This window comes from Companilactobacillus halodurans (genome assembly GCF_009600995.1).
Classification (GTDB): Bacteria; Bacillota; Bacilli; order Lactobacillales; family Lactobacillaceae; genus Companilactobacillus; species Companilactobacillus halodurans.
The window spans coordinates 1-16,307 of sequence record NZ_VDFO01000007.1 but is presented as its reverse complement, the minus strand read 5'-3'; the positions used below and the strand labels follow the sequence as shown (position 1 = coordinate 16,307).

Genomic DNA, 16,307 nt, shown 5'->3' with positions numbered 1-16,307 from the left:
AATTAGCATGAGCTTTTTCGAAGATTTGTAATTATCTCGTATCCTGATGTAAAGAATTTTTGATTCGTTTAACAAATAATTGTGCCACTTTCGATAAAATAGCATTTTTCTTCCAAACAATAGTAATTGGTTCAATCATCGGTGGATTAAGAGGGCGGAATATTAATTGTTCTTGATAAGTTTTATTAATTAGATGGTTAAAAGTCATCATATAGGCATTACCATTTTCTACCAACATCTCGGCATTAAAAACCAAGGTAAAGGTTCCAATAATGTTTATCTTAGATTCTAAGTTTCCACATCAATTTTTAAAACGACTTTTGGAAACTTCTTGAGATGATATTAATAATGGTAAACCACTCAAATCTTTTGGAATGATAAATTACTTTTTCAAAATCTGACATCTGACAACTGTTTTGAAAGGATAGGTTGTAATATCAATAACTTTTTGTTGCTTTAGTAATAATTTTTTGTGCTACAACTAAAAAATAACGTGAAATCTTTAGTTCCATTAATATTCCAACTTTCATAATTAATAGTTATACTTGTCCATATTTTAAAAGTATTTAACATAGCTAGCAAATATTCATATACTGTAGTCATTCAATGAAGAAATGTAATAAGGAGAAATTAAGTGAGTATTAAAGATAAAGTTGTTATTATTACAGATGCTTCAAGTGGTATTGGTGCAGCAACAACCAGAGAATTAGCAAAAAAACACGCTAAATTAGTTATTGGAGCTAGAAGATTAGAAAAACCAAACGAATTGAAAAATGAATTCCCTGACGAACAAATCATTGCTCAAAAAGTCGATGTAACTAATTTAAATGAAGTTCAAGATTTGATTAATACCGCCAACAAACAATTTGGACATATCGATGCTTTATATAACAATGCTGGGGTAATGCCTGTCAATGCCTTGATTAATTGTGCTCGTGCTGAATGGCGACAGATTTTGAATGTCAATATTATGGGGATTATCAATGGTATAGCTGCTGTGTTGCCAACTATGGTCAAGCAAAAATATGGTCATATCTTAGCAACCGATTCCTTGGCCGGTCATGTTGTTGTTCCAAATTTAGCTGTTTACAAAGGTTCGAAATTTGCTGTAAGAGCAATCATGGAAGGACTTCGCGAAGAACAACACAAAAACAATATCCGGACAACTATTGTTTCACCAGGAGCAGTTTCAACTGAACTTTATAAATCAATCAATAATCCTGACAATCAAAAAGCTGAAATCAATGTCGAAAAACAAATTGGTCTTTCAGCTGAAAACATTGCTAACTCGATTGCCTTTGCAATTGACGCCCCTAATAATATGGACGTTAATGAATTGATCATTCGTCCTATTAAACAAGATGTATAGAAAAAACACTCTCCATATTGTCTCCAATTGAGAGGGTGCACTTCAATACTAAAAATATTCAATCTACTTTAATTTGGAAATTTAACAAATATTGATAAATCTCTGAATGACTTATTACGGCTCTACAATATTAGGTGTTGATGGAGAATTCCATCAACACCTAATTTCTGGTTTTTTATGTAAAATAAAAGGAAATTCCTCATCAACAGCTGTTGACAAAGAGCCAAAAAAATCAGGACCAAGATTGTAAAAATTACAATTCTGGTCCTGATTTTTCTGTGTTTTAGATTCCATGAATAGATTAGACTATAGATTTAATATATATACCGGCTTCTAAAGCGTTATTTGCGGCTTATATTCGAAAAAGATGTGACTGACCTATACTACGTAACAAATATCAAATTAAGAGTGTCTGATAATTGCTGGATTTCTTTGCTTGATGGAAAGTCATTTGTCTGCAAGTAATATCTTATCATCCCTAACATCATGCCACCAATAACATTTAATTCCAAATCTGATTCTGGATGTTTGAGACCTACTTGTAAATGATTAGCTAAAATATCTTTAAGACCATCCATTAGTTGCATTTTAGCTTGCGGAATTGTCATTATCGCTTTTATTGGTCTGCTCCAACACTTCATTAATTGTCTAAGTTCCGGTTCTAGTATACTAATTGAGTTATTTAAGACAATTCCCTGATTTATGAGTAATAGCTTTTTTTTCAAGGTCTCATCAAGCCACGTAAGAATATCTTGTAATATTGCATCTGTCAATGCAAATTTGTCCTCATAATGCAAATAGAACGTTTTACGACTGATCATAGATCTGAGTGCAATATCACTAACAGTAACGTTGTCAAACCCATTCTCTATTACTAGGTCAACAAATGATTTTCTGATAACATCGTCAGTTTTTTTCATTCTAAAATCTGTCATATCGATTCCTCCATTACCAATTACCAATTTTGTCAATTCTGTAACCTTATGACACATATTGCTGCTATCTGTAGCATTAAGACCCAAATCATATTAATTTGGCCATGTTTTTAATTTAAAAATTAATATAAACTACCCCTAGAATAAAAAAAGGAGGCAGTGAAAATGTTCAGTGTATTTAAGAGAAAAAGCATCTGGATCTGCATGTTAGTCGCTGCTATATTAATTGGATTATTTGCCTTCGCGCAAGTTGGAGCTAGAAGCACAGTTAAGGTTCGTCATTTACCATTAGCTTTAGTAGTAAACGATAAAGGAAAAGATGCTAATAATGTTGTTAAGAAATTACAAAAAGAGAGTTATAAGAAAAATTCTGAAATCAAATGGGTCAATGTAAACCACACGAATGAACTCACTAAAGGTTTTGCATCCGGAAAATACTACGGGGCCGTTGTCATTCATTCAGGATTTACTAAAGATATCAATCAACAAACAGACTATTTGAAAGGTAAAATCATAACTCAGAAACTAGACGCACTGGAAGTTAAAACACCAATGGCTGCTAAGACGGCACCATTCCAACAACAAAAAGTCTTAGCAAATTCATTAACCATGAAAACTCCCAAACAAGCAAAAGTATCTTTATACGTCAGTCAAGGAAGTAACGTTACAGTTGCAAACATTTTGACTACTGCACTTCCAAAGATGACTGACCGTCTAAATCAGAAGATTTCTAACAAATATATAACTGTTGCAAATAAATCAGGGCTAACGCTCTCTCCACAAGACTGGTCTAAATTGCAAACACCAATTCACGCAACACTTATAAAACGTAATAAAGTTTCAACCAAAGAAATAAATGGTATGGCACCATTCTTAGTAACCATCTTCTGTTGGCTCGGTAGTCTTATTGCTAGTTTATTGAACTGGCGAGACCATAGTAAGAATGAAAAGAAACGTAGTGATGGTCGCCTTTCATTAACTAGTGTCACAAGTCAATTAATTTCAGGCGTAGCAATTGTTGCTGCGATTGCTGTATCAGTTTACTTCTTCACAAAAGTTTGCTACTCCGTTCCCATCCATGATCCAAAACAATTTCTATTGCTGATTGGTGGTATATCATTTGTTTTCTATCTACTGCAGTCAGCTGTACTCGATTTGCTTGGACTAAAAGGATGGCCACTATTGCTTATTATCTGGATAGGTTCAATGGCAGTCATTACTTTCATTCCGCAAATGCTGAGTCCCTTATATCATAATTACGTTTATGATATTACTCCAATTCGATTTGCCTACGATCTTATTCTTAACCAGATGTATATTACAGATGCATCAATCACTGGTTCTTCAATGTTGAGCTTGTTGTACATTGGAATAGCTTCAATCATTGCCATGTATGCATCTACTCTCATTAAGAAACGGAAAGAAGACATAGCATAAAATTTATTTACACCTTTTTTAAAATTCTGAGCTTAGTAAAAACGAATTTAAGACATGAATAGTGGTTAAACCAAACATATCCCTGGTTTGCCACTATTTAATTCAACAAATGATAATTTATCTTCAAGGTTTTTTATGAAAGAGGATAAAATAAATGTCACTAGAACAACATCAACTAACTGATGCTAAATTGGTAAATCATTTATTTGATTTCATTGAGGATGGACAAAAGCTCGAAGGCATTATCGTTACAAAGCCTTGCTTAACGTCAGGGGTAGATAGAAAAACATTTTATCGTCACTACCCACCCGTTAATATTGTAGAGCCTAATAAACGTCATTACTATCGACAATATGTAAAGATACCGAAACATTTTCATTAATTTGTTGAACGCTCGACAAATATTTAACTTGAGGGATTTCTATTCGAAAAGTCAAATTTCTGTACAAAGAAAAGAGGACATAGATATGAAATTCGTAAATAAGGAAAATAAAAGCTTAGATGAAATAAATGGTAGCATAGATGTCCCAAAAAACGCAGGTTTTTGGAAGACAATGGCTGCATATACGGGTCCAGGTACGTTGATTGCGGTCGGATACATGGACCCCGGTAATTGGATCACGTCCATTGCCGGAGGGGCGAAATATAAATATGCATTATTGTCTGTAATATTATTGTCAAGTTTAATTGCCATGTTACTGCAAGTAATGTCTGCAAAACTTGGAATTGTCACTGGCAAGGACTTGGCGCAGCTTACACGAGAGAAAACATCTAAGTCAGTTGGAATCATTTTGTGGATTATTGCTGAGCTGGCTATTATGGCCACTGATGTTGCGGAAATAATCGGATCAGGAATAGCATTAGAGTTGTTATTTAGAATTCCATTAGTTGTCGGTATTTTAATAACTGCGACAGACGTTTTACTACTTTTAATTCTAATGAAGCTTGGTTTTCGGAAGATTGAAGCAATAGTTGCCACACTTGTATTAGTAATATTATTAGTCTTTATATATGAAGTTTTTCTTTCAAAACCAGATCCTTTAGGTATATTGACAGGCTTAGTTCCACAAATGAGAATTTTACAAAATCATTCCATGTTGTATCTGTCATTAGGAATCGTAGGTGCAACGGTTATGCCTCATGATTTATATTTAGGGTCTTCCATTTCACAAACTCGAAAGGTTGATCGGAAAAATGATAACGAAATAGCAAAAGCATTGAAATTTAGTACTATCGACTCAAATAATCAATTAATAATTGCATTTATTGTAAACTGTTTATTATTAATTTTGGGTGCTGCACTTTTCTATGGTAAAGACAGTAATCTAGGGCATTTTGTTGATCTATTTAATGCACTGAGCAACAAACAAATTGTTGGCTCAATAGCTAGCCCATTTTTAAGTATGTTGTTTGCGGTTGCTCTATTATCGTCAGGTCAAAGTTCAACAATTACTGGAACTTTGGCAGGACAGGTTATCATGGAGGGATTTATTAGATTAAAGATGCCTTTATGGGCACAAAGGTTAATAACACGCTTACTATCAGTAACACCAGTATTGGCGTTTGCCATTTACTATCATGGAAATGAAGCTAAGCTTGAATCACTATTGACATTTTCCCAAGTCTTTCTGAGTATTGCACTTCCTTTCGCCGTTATTCCACTTGTCAAATTAACTAATAGTAGAGAGTTAATGGGTAATAGATTTGTCAATCCCACTTGGATGAAAATTTCTGCGTGGACGGTAACAAGTATCTTAATCCTATTAAATATATATTTAATTATTCAGATTTTTTGACATTTGACATGGGAAGTAATTCTAAATGGTGAAACAATCAATGAAAAAATATAATAATCGGCCCATAATTGGTTGGCTTTACAGAATCAGTACTTTAAAATGTTTTAATTATTTGCAAAACGCATTAATAGTTGCTTTCCCGATAATTGTTGTTAATGGATTTCTTGAGACAATCTTGCAAACATTAATGACTGACAATGGATTTTTTGTAGTTACATTTCACTTAGAACACTTTGTTGCAAGTAATGTTGTTTTAATAAATCAACTGACTGTATTAGTTAAGTTATTGCAAGTTTTTGCCAATACAATAATTGCTGTCCAGTTCTCAAGAAATGTAGCTAAATCTCTAGATAATAATATAACTTGTGGTGCAATGACTGCATTTTCTTTTATTATTTTGAGCATTAAGTTGGGTCAAAGTAACGAATTAATTTTTATAATCCATGGTGTGACTTTTGCCTTGCTAACGGGACTAGGAGTTAGTAAATGTTTCGATTTTTTTAGAGTCGAAGTAAATAGGGATAATAATGATTATCAAAATTCGTTAATTTCGACATTGGCAAACATTAGGCCTATTCTATGTATCATCTTTGGTATTTTAGTTCTAAAAATATTAAACTTTGAAATTTACTCAAATGGAATAAACGTTCGCATTCAGAGCATAATTCAGACAAATCTAACTGATAATCACTACAGTTTGATACCAATGTTACTAATAATTTTTCTGAGAAGTATCAGTAAGTTTATGGGTATTAGTACAGACTCTATTTTTGATTTTAGTACCCGAGCGCAATTGGTAAATTTAAATCATGCTTTGAAATTTTCACATCCTGTAGCTGCAGTTTATCCGACCGCTTACTCGACGTTATATTCTTGTTTTGTACATTTGGGTGGTGATGGCATGTTACTAGCATTGGTAATTGTCGTACTCATCATAGGGGAAAATAAACATTTGAGAAGGTTATTAACTTGGTCGTTCATACCTACGTTTTTTAATTTCTCAGAACCAGTGATGGTTGGATTTCCAATAATGTATATGCCTATTTATCTAATTCCTTTTATAATGAGTCCTTTAGTAACGACGATCATTGTCTATCCGTTTTTAAAGTATAATATTATCCCAACACCAGTTTATCCAGTGCCTAATGGTACGCCAGGACCGCTGATGGGTTTTATTGCCACTGGGGGCAACATTTTGACCCTACTATTAGGACTTTTTTGCTTAATAGTTTCTTGCTTGATATATCTACCGTTTGTTAAAGCAGAGATGAAACTAATTAATCTAGAGCATGCAAAAATTAGTCCTCCTTTAAAAGATAAATTTTGAATTTGTGTGTCTAGAGAATCATAGATGGGGTGATTAATTTGCGAATCTTAAAAAAAATTATTGTTTCATTAGGTCTACTATGTTTCTTTATGACTTTAATTTTGTTATCTGATAAATGGACTAAACAGAATATTTCAAATTTGAAGATTCAACGCAACTCAGTTACTGAACCCATAGTTTTGGTTCCAGGTAGTGATGCCACGCAATATAGATTTGATTCTCTTATAAGAGACATTAATAAAAGGGAAGAAATACCTCATTCTTCGTTAAGAGTGTTAGTGAATAAAAATTATACGATTTCCTATAGTGGGACAATAAAAAAAGGTGATAAACAACCTTATATTGTGATTGCTTTTGAAGACAATAAAGATGGTTTTAAAAATATAAAGGAGCAGGCTAACTGGTTAAAATACGCTTTAAAATGTTTATCACAACAATATGAATTTCGAAAGGTTTCACTAATTGGGCATTCAAATGGTGGGCTGGTTATCACATATGCACTGGAACATAATTTGACTAGTCATTACCTAACTGTAAAAAAGGTTATGACTATTGCTGCACCGTATAATTTGAACGATTCTTCTGTTAGAAGTGAGACTGAATTATTAGAAAACTTGGTTACAAACAAAAAATACATTCCAAAATCAATTGATATGTATTCTTTAGCTGGCACTCAAAGTTATAGTAATGACGGGTTAGTTCCTTTGTACAGTGTATTGTCAGGTCGTTATATTTACCAAAAGCAAGTTAAACATTATACGCAAATAACTGTTTCAGGTGTTGGGGCGGAACATTCTGATTTACCACAGAACCGACAAATAATAATGGCCATTGAACAATATATTGAAACAACCTAAGATTAGTTATCTTAATTTATATTCTGAAATAATTCGTATATTATATGATTTACGTTATTTCGCAAGGAGGTAAGTAAATGAATGAGCGTAACTTTTCAAATTAGATAATTCTTTCCTATCCTGATTAATAACATTATATAAGTCTTCTTCTTGATTTTCATTTGGTAAAACTAATTAAACGTTCAAATTTTTTAAAACAAACTCTTTAGATATATACTATCTTAGTCCTAACATACGAGATGTATGGATTGAAAGTGAGGGAAATTATGGAAATAGTAGAAAAATGAGATGAAAATCCAAATAATTGGAATTTCATCTCACTTTTTCATATTTAATAAATCATCTATTATGGTTGAATCATTGCTTTGATTGTCTTACGAGCTTGCATATCCTGATAACCTTGGTTAATGTCATCTAAAGAATAAGTTTGAGTAAAGACACGACCAGGATTAATGTTACCTTCCAACACATCTTTAAGTAAGAATTGTTTGTCATAAGTCGTTACTGAAGCTGAACCACCGGCAATGGCGATATTTTGTGCAAAGGTTGAACCGATTGCATGATCGTCATAGTGGGGAACACCAACGAAGCCAATGCGACCACCATTATGTAGAACACCAAGAGCTTGTTCAAAGGCCGTCTTCATTCCTACACACTCAAGTGCTGCGTCGGCACCGCCACCAAGGATTTCACGTACCTTTTTAATTCCTTCTTCGCCACGTTCAGCGACAATAGCAGTAGCACCAGATTGTAGAGCCATCTGTTGACGGTCTTCATGACGACTCATCAAAACGATTTGCGAAGCTCCACGCATTTTAGCAGAAATGACAGCACATTGTCCGACAGCTCCATCACCAATAACAACAACTTTGTCTCCTGGCTGTACATTGGCACAACGTGCTGCGTGATAACCTGTTGGCATAACATCGGCAAGAGTTAAGAGTGACTTTAGCATGCCTTCAGTATAATCCTCTGGTTGTCCTGGAATCTTGATCAAAGCCCAATTAGCGTATCGGAAACGGACATATTCAGCTTGAAATCCGTTCGACCAATTACTACCTCCTTGGTGACGATCACAAGTTCCGTCAAATCCTGCTCGACAGGATGCACAGTCACCACAACCATGGGTGAATGGAACAATCACGAAATCACCAGGTTTGACCGTATTGATAGCTGAGCCAATCTCTTCCACAATACCCAGTGCTTCATGACCGTCGTTAATCGAATGTTTCTCCTTACGATCTCCTTGAGCGTATGCCCAAAGATCAGAGCCACAAACACAAGTGCGGACAATTTTGATAATTGCATCATCGTCAGCTTGAATAGTAGGCTTTTCAACATCCTCGGTGTCCACTAATCCGGGTTTTTCAAAAATCGCAGTTTTCATAAACAATAACCTTCTATTCCCAATGAGGAACTAAAATTGGAAATTATCCTTTTTTATATATTTTATACAAGACAATTATATATTTTATAATCTAGTTTTACAATTTATATCCATATAATATAATAATTGATTTAACAGAACTCTCATAGTAAAAAGGAGATATAATGCTTAGCCTTATATCTTGGGTAGGCTTGATAGTAAGTAGTGCAAACCTTTCAATCGATAACTTTTAAGGTCATGCGAAGGCTGTTTATAATAATTGTGTTGTAACTGATAAGAACCATAGACTCTGGTCGGTCTCCTCCAAAGATAAGGTACAACATCCTAGTTCAAATGATTTTAACTGTTTTTTTAATAAGTTAGACAAAAAAGAACAACTGACTAGCAGTTGTTCTTTTTTTTGATACGCACCTAATTATGGATGATCATCATAAAATTAATTTTGAAGTACTCAATATATAAAGCTAAACAAAACTGAAAATGTTAATCCGACTGCCGCAAACAAAAGACAAAACAGCCAGTTCCAACGTAAGGAAATGGTCGTTGGTTTGACTTCCAATAATGAAGCCACAATTATTATGATTCCGGCAAATGGCGAAACCATGTATGCTATCACACTTCCAATGTTTAAACTCAAAGCGATGAGTAATGGGGATAAGACAAGGTGAGCGGACATAACAATTTTTCCAATCAGAGCAACTGATGCTAAGGGATGAATCCCAACTAATGATGATAAGACTACAATCAATGGAATCAAAACAACTAGAGCCCAACCTAGCTGAGAAAAAATCGGTTTGAGGAATTGGATCAACATGGCACTGACGACAGAGTGTTCAAAACCGTAAGTAAAGGTCCCAATACCAATGAAGAATGGTGCTAATGAGGCACCACTAAAGACGCCATTATTTAAATACTCTTTGACAGCGACGTTCAATGACTGAGAATGTTCTTGACGGCTGTTTTTAGGTAACAACAACAAAACAATCCAAACTCCAATGGTGATGATTCCGGCAAGAGTAACTGAATTCATGGAACTTCCAATATTAAAATGCATGAAGATAAAGCTTAGAATCAATAAGCCTGCAATGGCAACCAAAACGGGGATCAATGATTGTCCTTTACTTGATTGTTCAAATGCTTGTTCAGAATTATTTGTTCTTTGAGGCTTCTTAAAGAAATCTTGTCTCGATTCCAAAAAATAGGCTAAGAACAGACCTAGTATTCCTAAAATAATACATGGTAAAAATAGTACATTCCATTTAACTTTAGTCACGGTACTGATCAAAAAGATCGTAGCTGCGCCAGGAGCCCAGAGAGTTCCAAGCGTAAAAGCTCTGGTGATAGCTTTTCCTGAAAACTGTTGGTAATCATTGACACGTTGCTTGATGCTGTCACCTAAAACTGAGATGACGATTGGAACTGTTCCCATCGATAAGATACTGGATAATAGATGGGTAACAGCCATAACAAATATATAAATGGCTTTTGGTGTATGTAATTTCTTTTTCATAAAGTCTTCGACGGCTGTCTGATAATTTCCCATCGTCACAGGTACCATAAATAACTGCATGATTACTAACAAGACTACGATATCAATCATCGATGTCACTGAATTAGCAAAGCTATTTAACGAAAGTTTGCTGGTCAATAATAAGATGATTCCCATAACTAAGAAGATACTAGTAGCAATTTTGAATGAATGACTCAAACGGCTGAGTCCGAGAATAAAGATTGGTACTGAGATGATAGCCACCAACAGTGTTAAATGTATGGGCAGAATTATCTCTAACATTTGTAAGACGACTAACAACAAGATGAAATCACGATAAAGCCTGTTCTTGATTGACATGAATATACCTCTGTTTAAATGAGTTACTTTAAGTATAGGCGTCAAAACAGGTATTGTGAATCTCCGAAAAGTTGTTCAAGAGTCAACCGTTAGTTTATAGGTAAAGTCAACTTCAAAAATTTCATTGGCTAGTCATTATTATGTAACGAGGCTTGTAACCGCTTAATAAATAATTGATCAACTTTTGAGAGGACGGTGTTTTTCTTCCAAACAATCGTGATTGGTTCAATCATCGGTGGATCAAGTGGACGAAAAGTTAACTCAGTTTGGTTAGTTCTATTAATTAAATTGTCAAAACTCAGCATATAAGCAGTTCCATTTTCCACCAAGAATTCGGCATTGAAAACCAAAGTGAAGGTACCTATGATATTCATCTGTGAACCTAAGTTTCCCCACCAATTTTTAAAACGGCTCCTAGAAATCTCTTGTGAAGAAATCAAAAGCGGCTTCTCTAATAAATCAGTTGGCGAAATTGCTGTTTTATCAGCTAGGGATGAATCTTTACGCATGATCACACCCCAGCGGTCAGTTTCTGGTAGCTGCAAATAATTATAGTCATTCAGATTTCGTTCGCCCATAAATACGGCAAAATCAGTTGAACCATTATTAAGCATTGTTTCCATTTCATCAGCAGTACCACTGATTAAATGAATCTTAACGTCAGGGTAATCTTGATTAATATTGCCCATTAGATCAATAATTCTTTTCATACCAATGCTTTCACCGGCACCAATAGTCAAATCGCCACTGATAACTTGATTAGTCTGAATGTTTAAAGCTGTCTTGTCAGCCAAGGAAACTATTTCCTCAGCTTTTGAACGGAGATAGGCACCTTGCGAGGTCAAAGTTATCTGACGGTGACCACGAACGAAAAGCTTAGTCCCTAATTCTTTTTCAAAGTCAGATAACTGTTTTGATAAAGTAGGCTGTGATACTAGTAGTTTCTCCGCTGCCTTCGTAATATTTTTTTCCTGCGATACGGCTAAAAAGTAACGTAAAATTCTCAATTCCAAGGTCACACCCGCTTCCATAGTTTTTGATTATGCTTGTCTATATTTTAGAAGTATTTCACATAGTTAGCAAATGATTTTATACTATAGTCATTCGATGGAAAGGGAGGGAATATAACGATGACATGTCAAAGTGATTTATTCAATATTGATAAACGTCTAGTGGAACAAAATCAACGTTTAATGCAACGTCTAAACACCGGTCATTTTTGTTCTCAAGAAATAAATCAATTATTGAGTGAGATATTTGGATATGAATTGAATCCCAATAATGAAATCAGATTACCTTTCTACACCGATTATGGAAGGAACATTCAGATCAAACAACACGTTTTTATCAACAGTAACGTCACAATGGTCGATATTGGTGGTATACAAATCGACGATGACGTTATTATTGGTCCTAACACAACCTTAATAACCACTAATTATTCTAAAGAGAATTTGATAAAAAAGCCGATCAGAATTAAACAAAGTGCCAATATCGGTGGTCAAGTAACTGTCTTACCTGGTGTCACGATTGGTGAGAACTCAATTATTGATGCTGGTTCGGTCGTGGTCACAAGTGTTCCCAAAAATTCTGAAGTTACTGGTAATCCAGCAAAAATAATCAATAATAAAGAAAGTAGGAGATCATAAGATGGGTATAGAAAATAAAGTTGTCGTAATAACTGGTGCCTCAAGTGGTATTGGTGCCGCTACAACTAGAGAATTAGCTAAAAATCATGCCAAGTTAGTTATTGGCGCTAGAAGATTGGATCGGCTAAATGATTTAAAAAATGAATTTCCAAATGAACAGATCATTACTCAAAAAGTCGACGTTACTAATTTCGATGAAGTTCAAGCATTGATCGATACTGCTAATGAAAAATTTGGTCATATTGACGTTTTATATAATAACGCTGGGGTAATGCCAGTTAACGCTTTGATCAATCGAGCTCGTGACGAATGGCAACAAATTCTAAACGTTAATGTTATGGGAGTTCTCAACGGAATTGCTGCAGTACTACCAACTATGGTCAAACAAAAGTCAGGTCATATTATTGCGACTGATTCAGTTGCTGGTCACGTGGTCGTACCAAATTTAGCTGTCTATAATGGTTCAAAGTTTGCTGTCAGAGCAATCATGGAAGGCTTACGTCAGGAACAGCATAATAACAATATTCGGACAACGATTGTTTCTCCAGGTTCTGTTTCAACTGAACTTTATAATTCTATTAATAACCCTGAGAACAAAAAAGATGAAATAAATGTCGAAAAAGAAATCGGCTTATCGGCTGAAAATATTGCTAAATCAGTCGCTTTTGCAATTAGTTCACCAGATAATATGGATGTGAATGAAGTTATCATCCGTCCTATTAGACAAGATGTTTAAATAAGAGAGGAAATTAATTATGAGTAAATTAGCCAATGATACAAGAGTTTTTAAGATTAATCCTGAGATAGATGTACAAAATGTTCGCTTTAAAAATCGATATGGTTTTGTCCTTGCAGGACACCTATACTTACCATTAGATTTTGACGATAGTAAAGAATATCCTGCAATTGTAATTTCTGGCCCCTTCGGTGCTGTTAAAGAGCAATCAAGTGGTTTATACGCACAGACCTTAGCTGAACGTGGCTTTGTAACAGTCGCATTTGATCAATCAACCACTGGTGAAAGTTCCGGCAGTGTTAGAAATGTAGCTTCACCTGATATCTTTGTGGAAGATTTCTCGGCTGCTGTTGATTTTATTGGTCTTCAAAAATTTGTTGACCGCGATAGAATTGGAGCAGTTGGTATCTGTGGCCTAGGAAGTCACGTTTTAACTGCAGCTTCAATTGATGTTCGAATCAAGGCTGTTGCTACATCAGTTATGAATGATATGTCTGATTCAATGTGGATGGGTATGAATAATTCTAAGACTGAGAAGCAACGTGAAATTGAAAAACAAACTCTAGCTCAACAACGTTGGGAAGATGCTGAAAACGGAGTTCCCGCTCGAGGACTACATGAATTACCATTCGATGAAAATGACAAACCTATGCAATCTGACACTATTCTCCCAGAAACATTGCCTAAGGATGCTGATTCGGTTACAACTGAATTCTATAATTATTATCGTGGTAGGGCTTTCCACCCTCGTTCAGTGAATTCTTCTGCCGCATGGACTGCTACATCACCACTTAGTTATTATAATTTCCATTTGCAAGCACATATCGAAACTATTTCACCCCGTCCAGCTTTGATCGTGACAGGAGAGAAGGCCCATTCACGTTATATGGCTGAAGAATCATATAATCGCTTGAAGGATCCTAAGGAATTAGTTATTGTGCCTGGCGCTACTCATACTGATTTGTATGACAAAATGGATTTGATTCCATTTGATAAATTTGAAAGTTTCTTCAAAAAAATCTTTAGTTAAAAAAGTTTGATTATTAAAGTGCAACACAAAAGTTAGACAAAATTGAATATTTTTAATCTATTAAGGCATGCTCTCTATATTCGCGGGGAGTTATGCCTTTTGTTTTCCTTGAAACACATTGATTGTTGAACCAATCAATGTAATCCTTGAGTGTATCCATATCAATTTACTGTTAGGACTGTTACTTACTTGAACATTTAGTTCATCCATCTAACGGTGCAAAACGGTATCTGATAAATGAATATCTAAATTGTAGGTTACTTTTTTTGAAAAGAAAGCTAATACTAATACCAACTCGAAGATACTGCGATAATCCTTTTATGGTTGTCATCTGACAATTATGAAGCAGTTTACATTTTAAAAGACTGTTTTTTTATATATAATTATTATTAGTGAACAAATAAGACTGTTTTTTATAGTAAATAGATTTATAATTGTCCTTAGATTAGGATATTTTTTATTAATTCAAATGATTCAGTAGGGGGAACATATGAATAAAAAAATACTGACAACTCTTTTACTTGGAACTAGTCTTTTTGGTGGAACAATTTTTAATCCATTGACAGTTAACGCAGCTGATAATATAAATGGGGTCGTAACTACCTCAAAGGTGACCTTTTTGTATAATCAAGATGGCAAAAAAATAACCAATCGAGCTCTAGCTGCCAACACTCCATGGTTTACTAATAAAAAAATAGAATTGCCAAAAGTCGGCACTAGCTTCCAAGTTGCCACCAATGAATTTGTCAAAGCTTCCGACGTGCAATTACAAACGGGGAGCGCTGCTAATGGAATCGTTCGGACTAAAAGTAGTGGCGCTTTAATTTATAATTATCAAACTGATAAATATGTTGATTCAAGCAACCGACTTGCTGGTTCCAGTGCTTGGAAATACAATCGCAAGGATAATTTTGATGGCAAAACTTGGTATCAAGTAGCAACCAATACTTGGATCAGTAGCGATGATGTTTCTGACGGTATCACGATTCAAAATACCGGTACAGCACAAATAAGCTATGCTCCAGCTTCAGGAACAACGCTTTTTAATGGCTTGGGACCTAATAAAACCGACAGTGGACAAAGATTAGCCAACGGTACTAACTGGCATTTTTCGCAAAAAGTAATTGATTGGAATGGCGATTCTTGGTATGAAGTTGGAAACAACGCCTGGATTTCAGGGGCATTCACTAAAATAAAGAACACTTCATTTAATGAAGCTGCTGCCAAACATTGGGATCCAAACTTTGGTGCTGTTAAAGTTACCAAAAACTCAGGGGTGTACTCCGATAGTAAATTCTCTGCTAAACAGACGAGCCAGGTTTCTGCTGGGACGATTGTTGAAGTAGCCTCGACTGTTCAAGAAGGCAGTACCATTTGGTATGAAACAAGTAATGGTGGCTGGTTGCCATCTACTAATGTTCAGGATATTTCCGTCAAACGGTCTGCCATCGAGTTGAATGGCAAAACTAAATCTCAAGCCATTGAAGCAGTAATAGCAAGTGCTAAGAATCAATTGGGTAAGCCTTATGTGTGGAATGGCAAGGGACCTGATGGATTCGACTGTTCAGGGTTGATGCAGTATGTTTTTCGTCAAGTTACCGGGCAAAATATTGGATCATGGACCGTGCCTCAAGAGACAGCTGGAACTAGAGTTTCGACCAATCAAGCCAAACGTGGCGATCTATTGTTCTGGGGGACTCCAGGAGCAAGTTATCATGTAGCGTTATATCTTGGTAATAATCAATATCTCAATGCTTTACGTCCTGGAACTAACGTAAAAATCGACAATATATCTAACAGTTTCAAACCGAAAATTACAAGAACAAGTTAGCCACTTGTCCAAAAATAAATACGAAATATATCAGTACCAGAAAAGTACATTTCTAAACTCCACAGAAACTAGTGAATAGTTCCCGTGGAGTTTTGTAGTTTAAC

At 35.0% G+C, this 16,307-nt stretch carries 16 protein-coding genes; 10 read left to right on the top strand and 6 right to left on the bottom strand.

Annotated features, from left to right (window positions below; all coding sequences use genetic code 11):
• Positions 1-31: 31 nt before the first annotated feature.
• Complete coding sequence (locus tag FHL05_RS02625) at positions 32-256, bottom strand: hypothetical protein (protein ID WP_153385772.1); 225 nt, start codon at positions 254-256, stop codon at positions 32-34.
• A 378-nt stretch (positions 257-634) separates the two neighbouring features.
• Between FHL05_RS02625 and FHL05_RS02620 the strand changes: the two genes are divergently transcribed.
• On the top strand, positions 635-1,369 hold the full coding sequence (locus FHL05_RS02620; protein WP_162000176.1) for an SDR family NAD(P)-dependent oxidoreductase: 735 nt from the start codon (positions 635-637) through the stop codon (positions 1,367-1,369).
• A 383-nt stretch (positions 1,370-1,752) separates the two neighbouring features.
• Here the strand turns inward: FHL05_RS02620 and FHL05_RS02615 are convergent, their stop codons facing one another.
• Positions 1,753-2,304 (bottom strand): TetR/AcrR family transcriptional regulator, encoded by a 552-nt coding sequence (locus tag FHL05_RS02615; protein WP_153386449.1) that lies wholly within the window; start codon positions 2,302-2,304, stop codon positions 1,753-1,755.
• A gap of 165 nt (positions 2,305-2,469) precedes the next feature.
• Between FHL05_RS02615 and FHL05_RS02610 the strand changes: the two genes are divergently transcribed.
• The 5 genes from FHL05_RS02610 (at position 2,470) to FHL05_RS02590 (ending at position 7,721) form a co-directional block, all read left to right on the top strand.
• On the top strand, positions 2,470-3,741 hold the full coding sequence (locus FHL05_RS02610) for a YhgE/Pip domain-containing protein (RefSeq protein WP_153386447.1): 1,272 nt from the start codon (positions 2,470-2,472) through the stop codon (positions 3,739-3,741).
• 154 nt (positions 3,742-3,895) lie between these two features.
• Positions 3,896-4,123 carry a hypothetical protein gene (locus FHL05_RS02605; protein ID WP_238334025.1) on the top strand — a complete coding sequence of 76 codons (228 nt, stop codon included), beginning with the start codon at positions 3,896-3,898 and terminating at the stop codon, positions 4,121-4,123.
• Positions 4,124-4,208: 85 nt separating this feature from the next.
• Positions 4,209-5,537: an Nramp family divalent metal transporter gene (locus FHL05_RS02600; RefSeq protein ID WP_153386445.1), complete on the top strand. Its 1,329-nt coding sequence runs from the start codon at positions 4,209-4,211 to the stop codon at positions 5,535-5,537.
• Positions 5,538-5,562: 25 nt separating this feature from the next.
• The gene (locus FHL05_RS02595; RefSeq protein WP_238334024.1) at positions 5,563-6,864 is read left to right on the top strand and encodes a PTS transporter subunit EIIC; all 1,302 of its coding nucleotides are present in this window, start codon (positions 5,563-5,565) and stop codon (positions 6,862-6,864) included.
• Positions 6,865-6,902: 38 nt separating this feature from the next.
• Positions 6,903-7,721 (top strand): alpha/beta hydrolase, encoded by an 819-nt coding sequence (locus tag FHL05_RS02590; protein ID WP_153521955.1) that lies wholly within the window; start codon positions 6,903-6,905, stop codon positions 7,719-7,721.
• A gap of 346 nt (positions 7,722-8,067) precedes the next feature.
• On the opposite strand, the gene FHL05_RS02585 is transcribed toward FHL05_RS02590, so the two are convergent.
• The 3 genes from FHL05_RS02585 to FHL05_RS02575 form a co-directional block, all read right to left on the bottom strand.
• A complete protein-coding gene (locus FHL05_RS02585) occupies positions 8,068-9,108 on the bottom strand; it encodes a zinc-binding dehydrogenase (RefSeq protein ID WP_153386443.1) in 1,041 nt (346 codons plus the stop codon).
• Positions 9,109-9,559: 451 nt separating this feature from the next.
• On the bottom strand, positions 9,560-10,957 hold the full coding sequence (locus FHL05_RS02580; RefSeq protein WP_153386441.1) for a hypothetical protein: 1,398 nt from the start codon (positions 10,955-10,957) through the stop codon (positions 9,560-9,562).
• 128 nt (positions 10,958-11,085) lie between these two features.
• Positions 11,086-11,970 (bottom strand): LysR family transcriptional regulator, encoded by an 885-nt coding sequence (locus FHL05_RS02575; protein WP_153386439.1) that lies wholly within the window; start codon positions 11,968-11,970, stop codon positions 11,086-11,088.
• A 117-nt stretch (positions 11,971-12,087) separates the two neighbouring features.
• Between FHL05_RS02575 and FHL05_RS02570 the strand changes: the two genes are divergently transcribed.
• Genes FHL05_RS02570 through FHL05_RS02560 form a run of 3 tightly spaced genes read left to right on the top strand, consistent with a single transcriptional unit; the run spans position 12,088 to position 14,372 of the window.
• Positions 12,088-12,606: a DapH/DapD/GlmU-related protein gene (locus FHL05_RS02570; protein WP_153386437.1), complete on the top strand. Its 519-nt coding sequence runs from the start codon at positions 12,088-12,090 to the stop codon at positions 12,604-12,606.
• Position 12,607: 1 nt separating this feature from the next.
• A complete protein-coding gene (locus FHL05_RS02565; RefSeq protein WP_153386435.1) occupies positions 12,608-13,342 on the top strand; it encodes an SDR family oxidoreductase in 735 nt (244 codons plus the stop codon).
• A 19-nt stretch (positions 13,343-13,361) separates the two neighbouring features.
• Complete coding sequence (locus FHL05_RS02560; protein ID WP_153521953.1) at positions 13,362-14,372, top strand: alpha/beta hydrolase; 1,011 nt, start codon at positions 13,362-13,364, stop codon at positions 14,370-14,372.
• A gap of 52 nt (positions 14,373-14,424) precedes the next feature.
• On the opposite strand, the gene FHL05_RS12795 is transcribed toward FHL05_RS02560, so the two are convergent.
• Positions 14,425-14,532, bottom strand: coding sequence for an IS3 family transposase (locus FHL05_RS12795; RefSeq protein ID WP_153386431.1), 108 nt, complete (start codon positions 14,530-14,532; stop codon positions 14,425-14,427).
• 330 nt (positions 14,533-14,862) lie between these two features.
• Between FHL05_RS12795 and FHL05_RS02550 the strand changes: the two genes are divergently transcribed.
• The gene (locus FHL05_RS02550; protein WP_153521951.1) at positions 14,863-16,203 is read left to right on the top strand and encodes a C40 family peptidase; all 1,341 of its coding nucleotides are present in this window, start codon (positions 14,863-14,865) and stop codon (positions 16,201-16,203) included.
• Positions 16,204-16,307 lie beyond the last annotated feature (104 nt).

Excerpts from the sequence above, each read along its gene's own strand:
- FHL05_RS02615 (WP_153386449.1), bottom strand. The coding sequence starts at position 2,304 with ATGACAGATTTTAGAATGAAAAAAACTGACGATGTTATCAGAAAATCA.
- FHL05_RS02560 (WP_153521953.1), top strand. The coding sequence starts at position 13,362 with ATGAGTAAATTAGCCAATGATACAAGAGTTTTTAAGATTAATCCTGAG.
- FHL05_RS12795 (WP_153386431.1), bottom strand. The coding sequence starts at position 14,532 with ATGGATACACTCAAGGATTACATTGATTGGTTCAACAATCAATGTGTT.
- FHL05_RS02595 (WP_238334024.1), top strand. The coding sequence starts at position 5,563 with ATGGTGAAACAATCAATGAAAAAATATAATAATCGGCCCATAATTGGT.
- FHL05_RS02570 (WP_153386437.1), top strand. The coding sequence starts at position 12,088 with ATGACATGTCAAAGTGATTTATTCAATATTGATAAACGTCTAGTGGAA.
- FHL05_RS02600 (WP_153386445.1), top strand. The coding sequence starts at position 4,209 with ATGAAATTCGTAAATAAGGAAAATAAAAGCTTAGATGAAATAAATGGT.
- FHL05_RS02550 (WP_153521951.1), top strand. The coding sequence starts at position 14,863 with ATGAATAAAAAAATACTGACAACTCTTTTACTTGGAACTAGTCTTTTT.
- FHL05_RS02605 (WP_238334025.1), top strand. The coding sequence starts at position 3,896 with ATGTCACTAGAACAACATCAACTAACTGATGCTAAATTGGTAAATCAT.
- FHL05_RS02580 (WP_153386441.1), bottom strand. The coding sequence starts at position 10,957 with ATGTCAATCAAGAACAGGCTTTATCGTGATTTCATCTTGTTGTTAGTC.
- FHL05_RS02565 (WP_153386435.1), top strand. The coding sequence starts at position 12,608 with ATGGGTATAGAAAATAAAGTTGTCGTAATAACTGGTGCCTCAAGTGGT.
- FHL05_RS02610 (WP_153386447.1), top strand. The coding sequence starts at position 2,470 with ATGTTCAGTGTATTTAAGAGAAAAAGCATCTGGATCTGCATGTTAGTC.
- FHL05_RS02585 (WP_153386443.1), bottom strand. The coding sequence starts at position 9,108 with ATGAAAACTGCGATTTTTGAAAAACCCGGATTAGTGGACACCGAGGAT.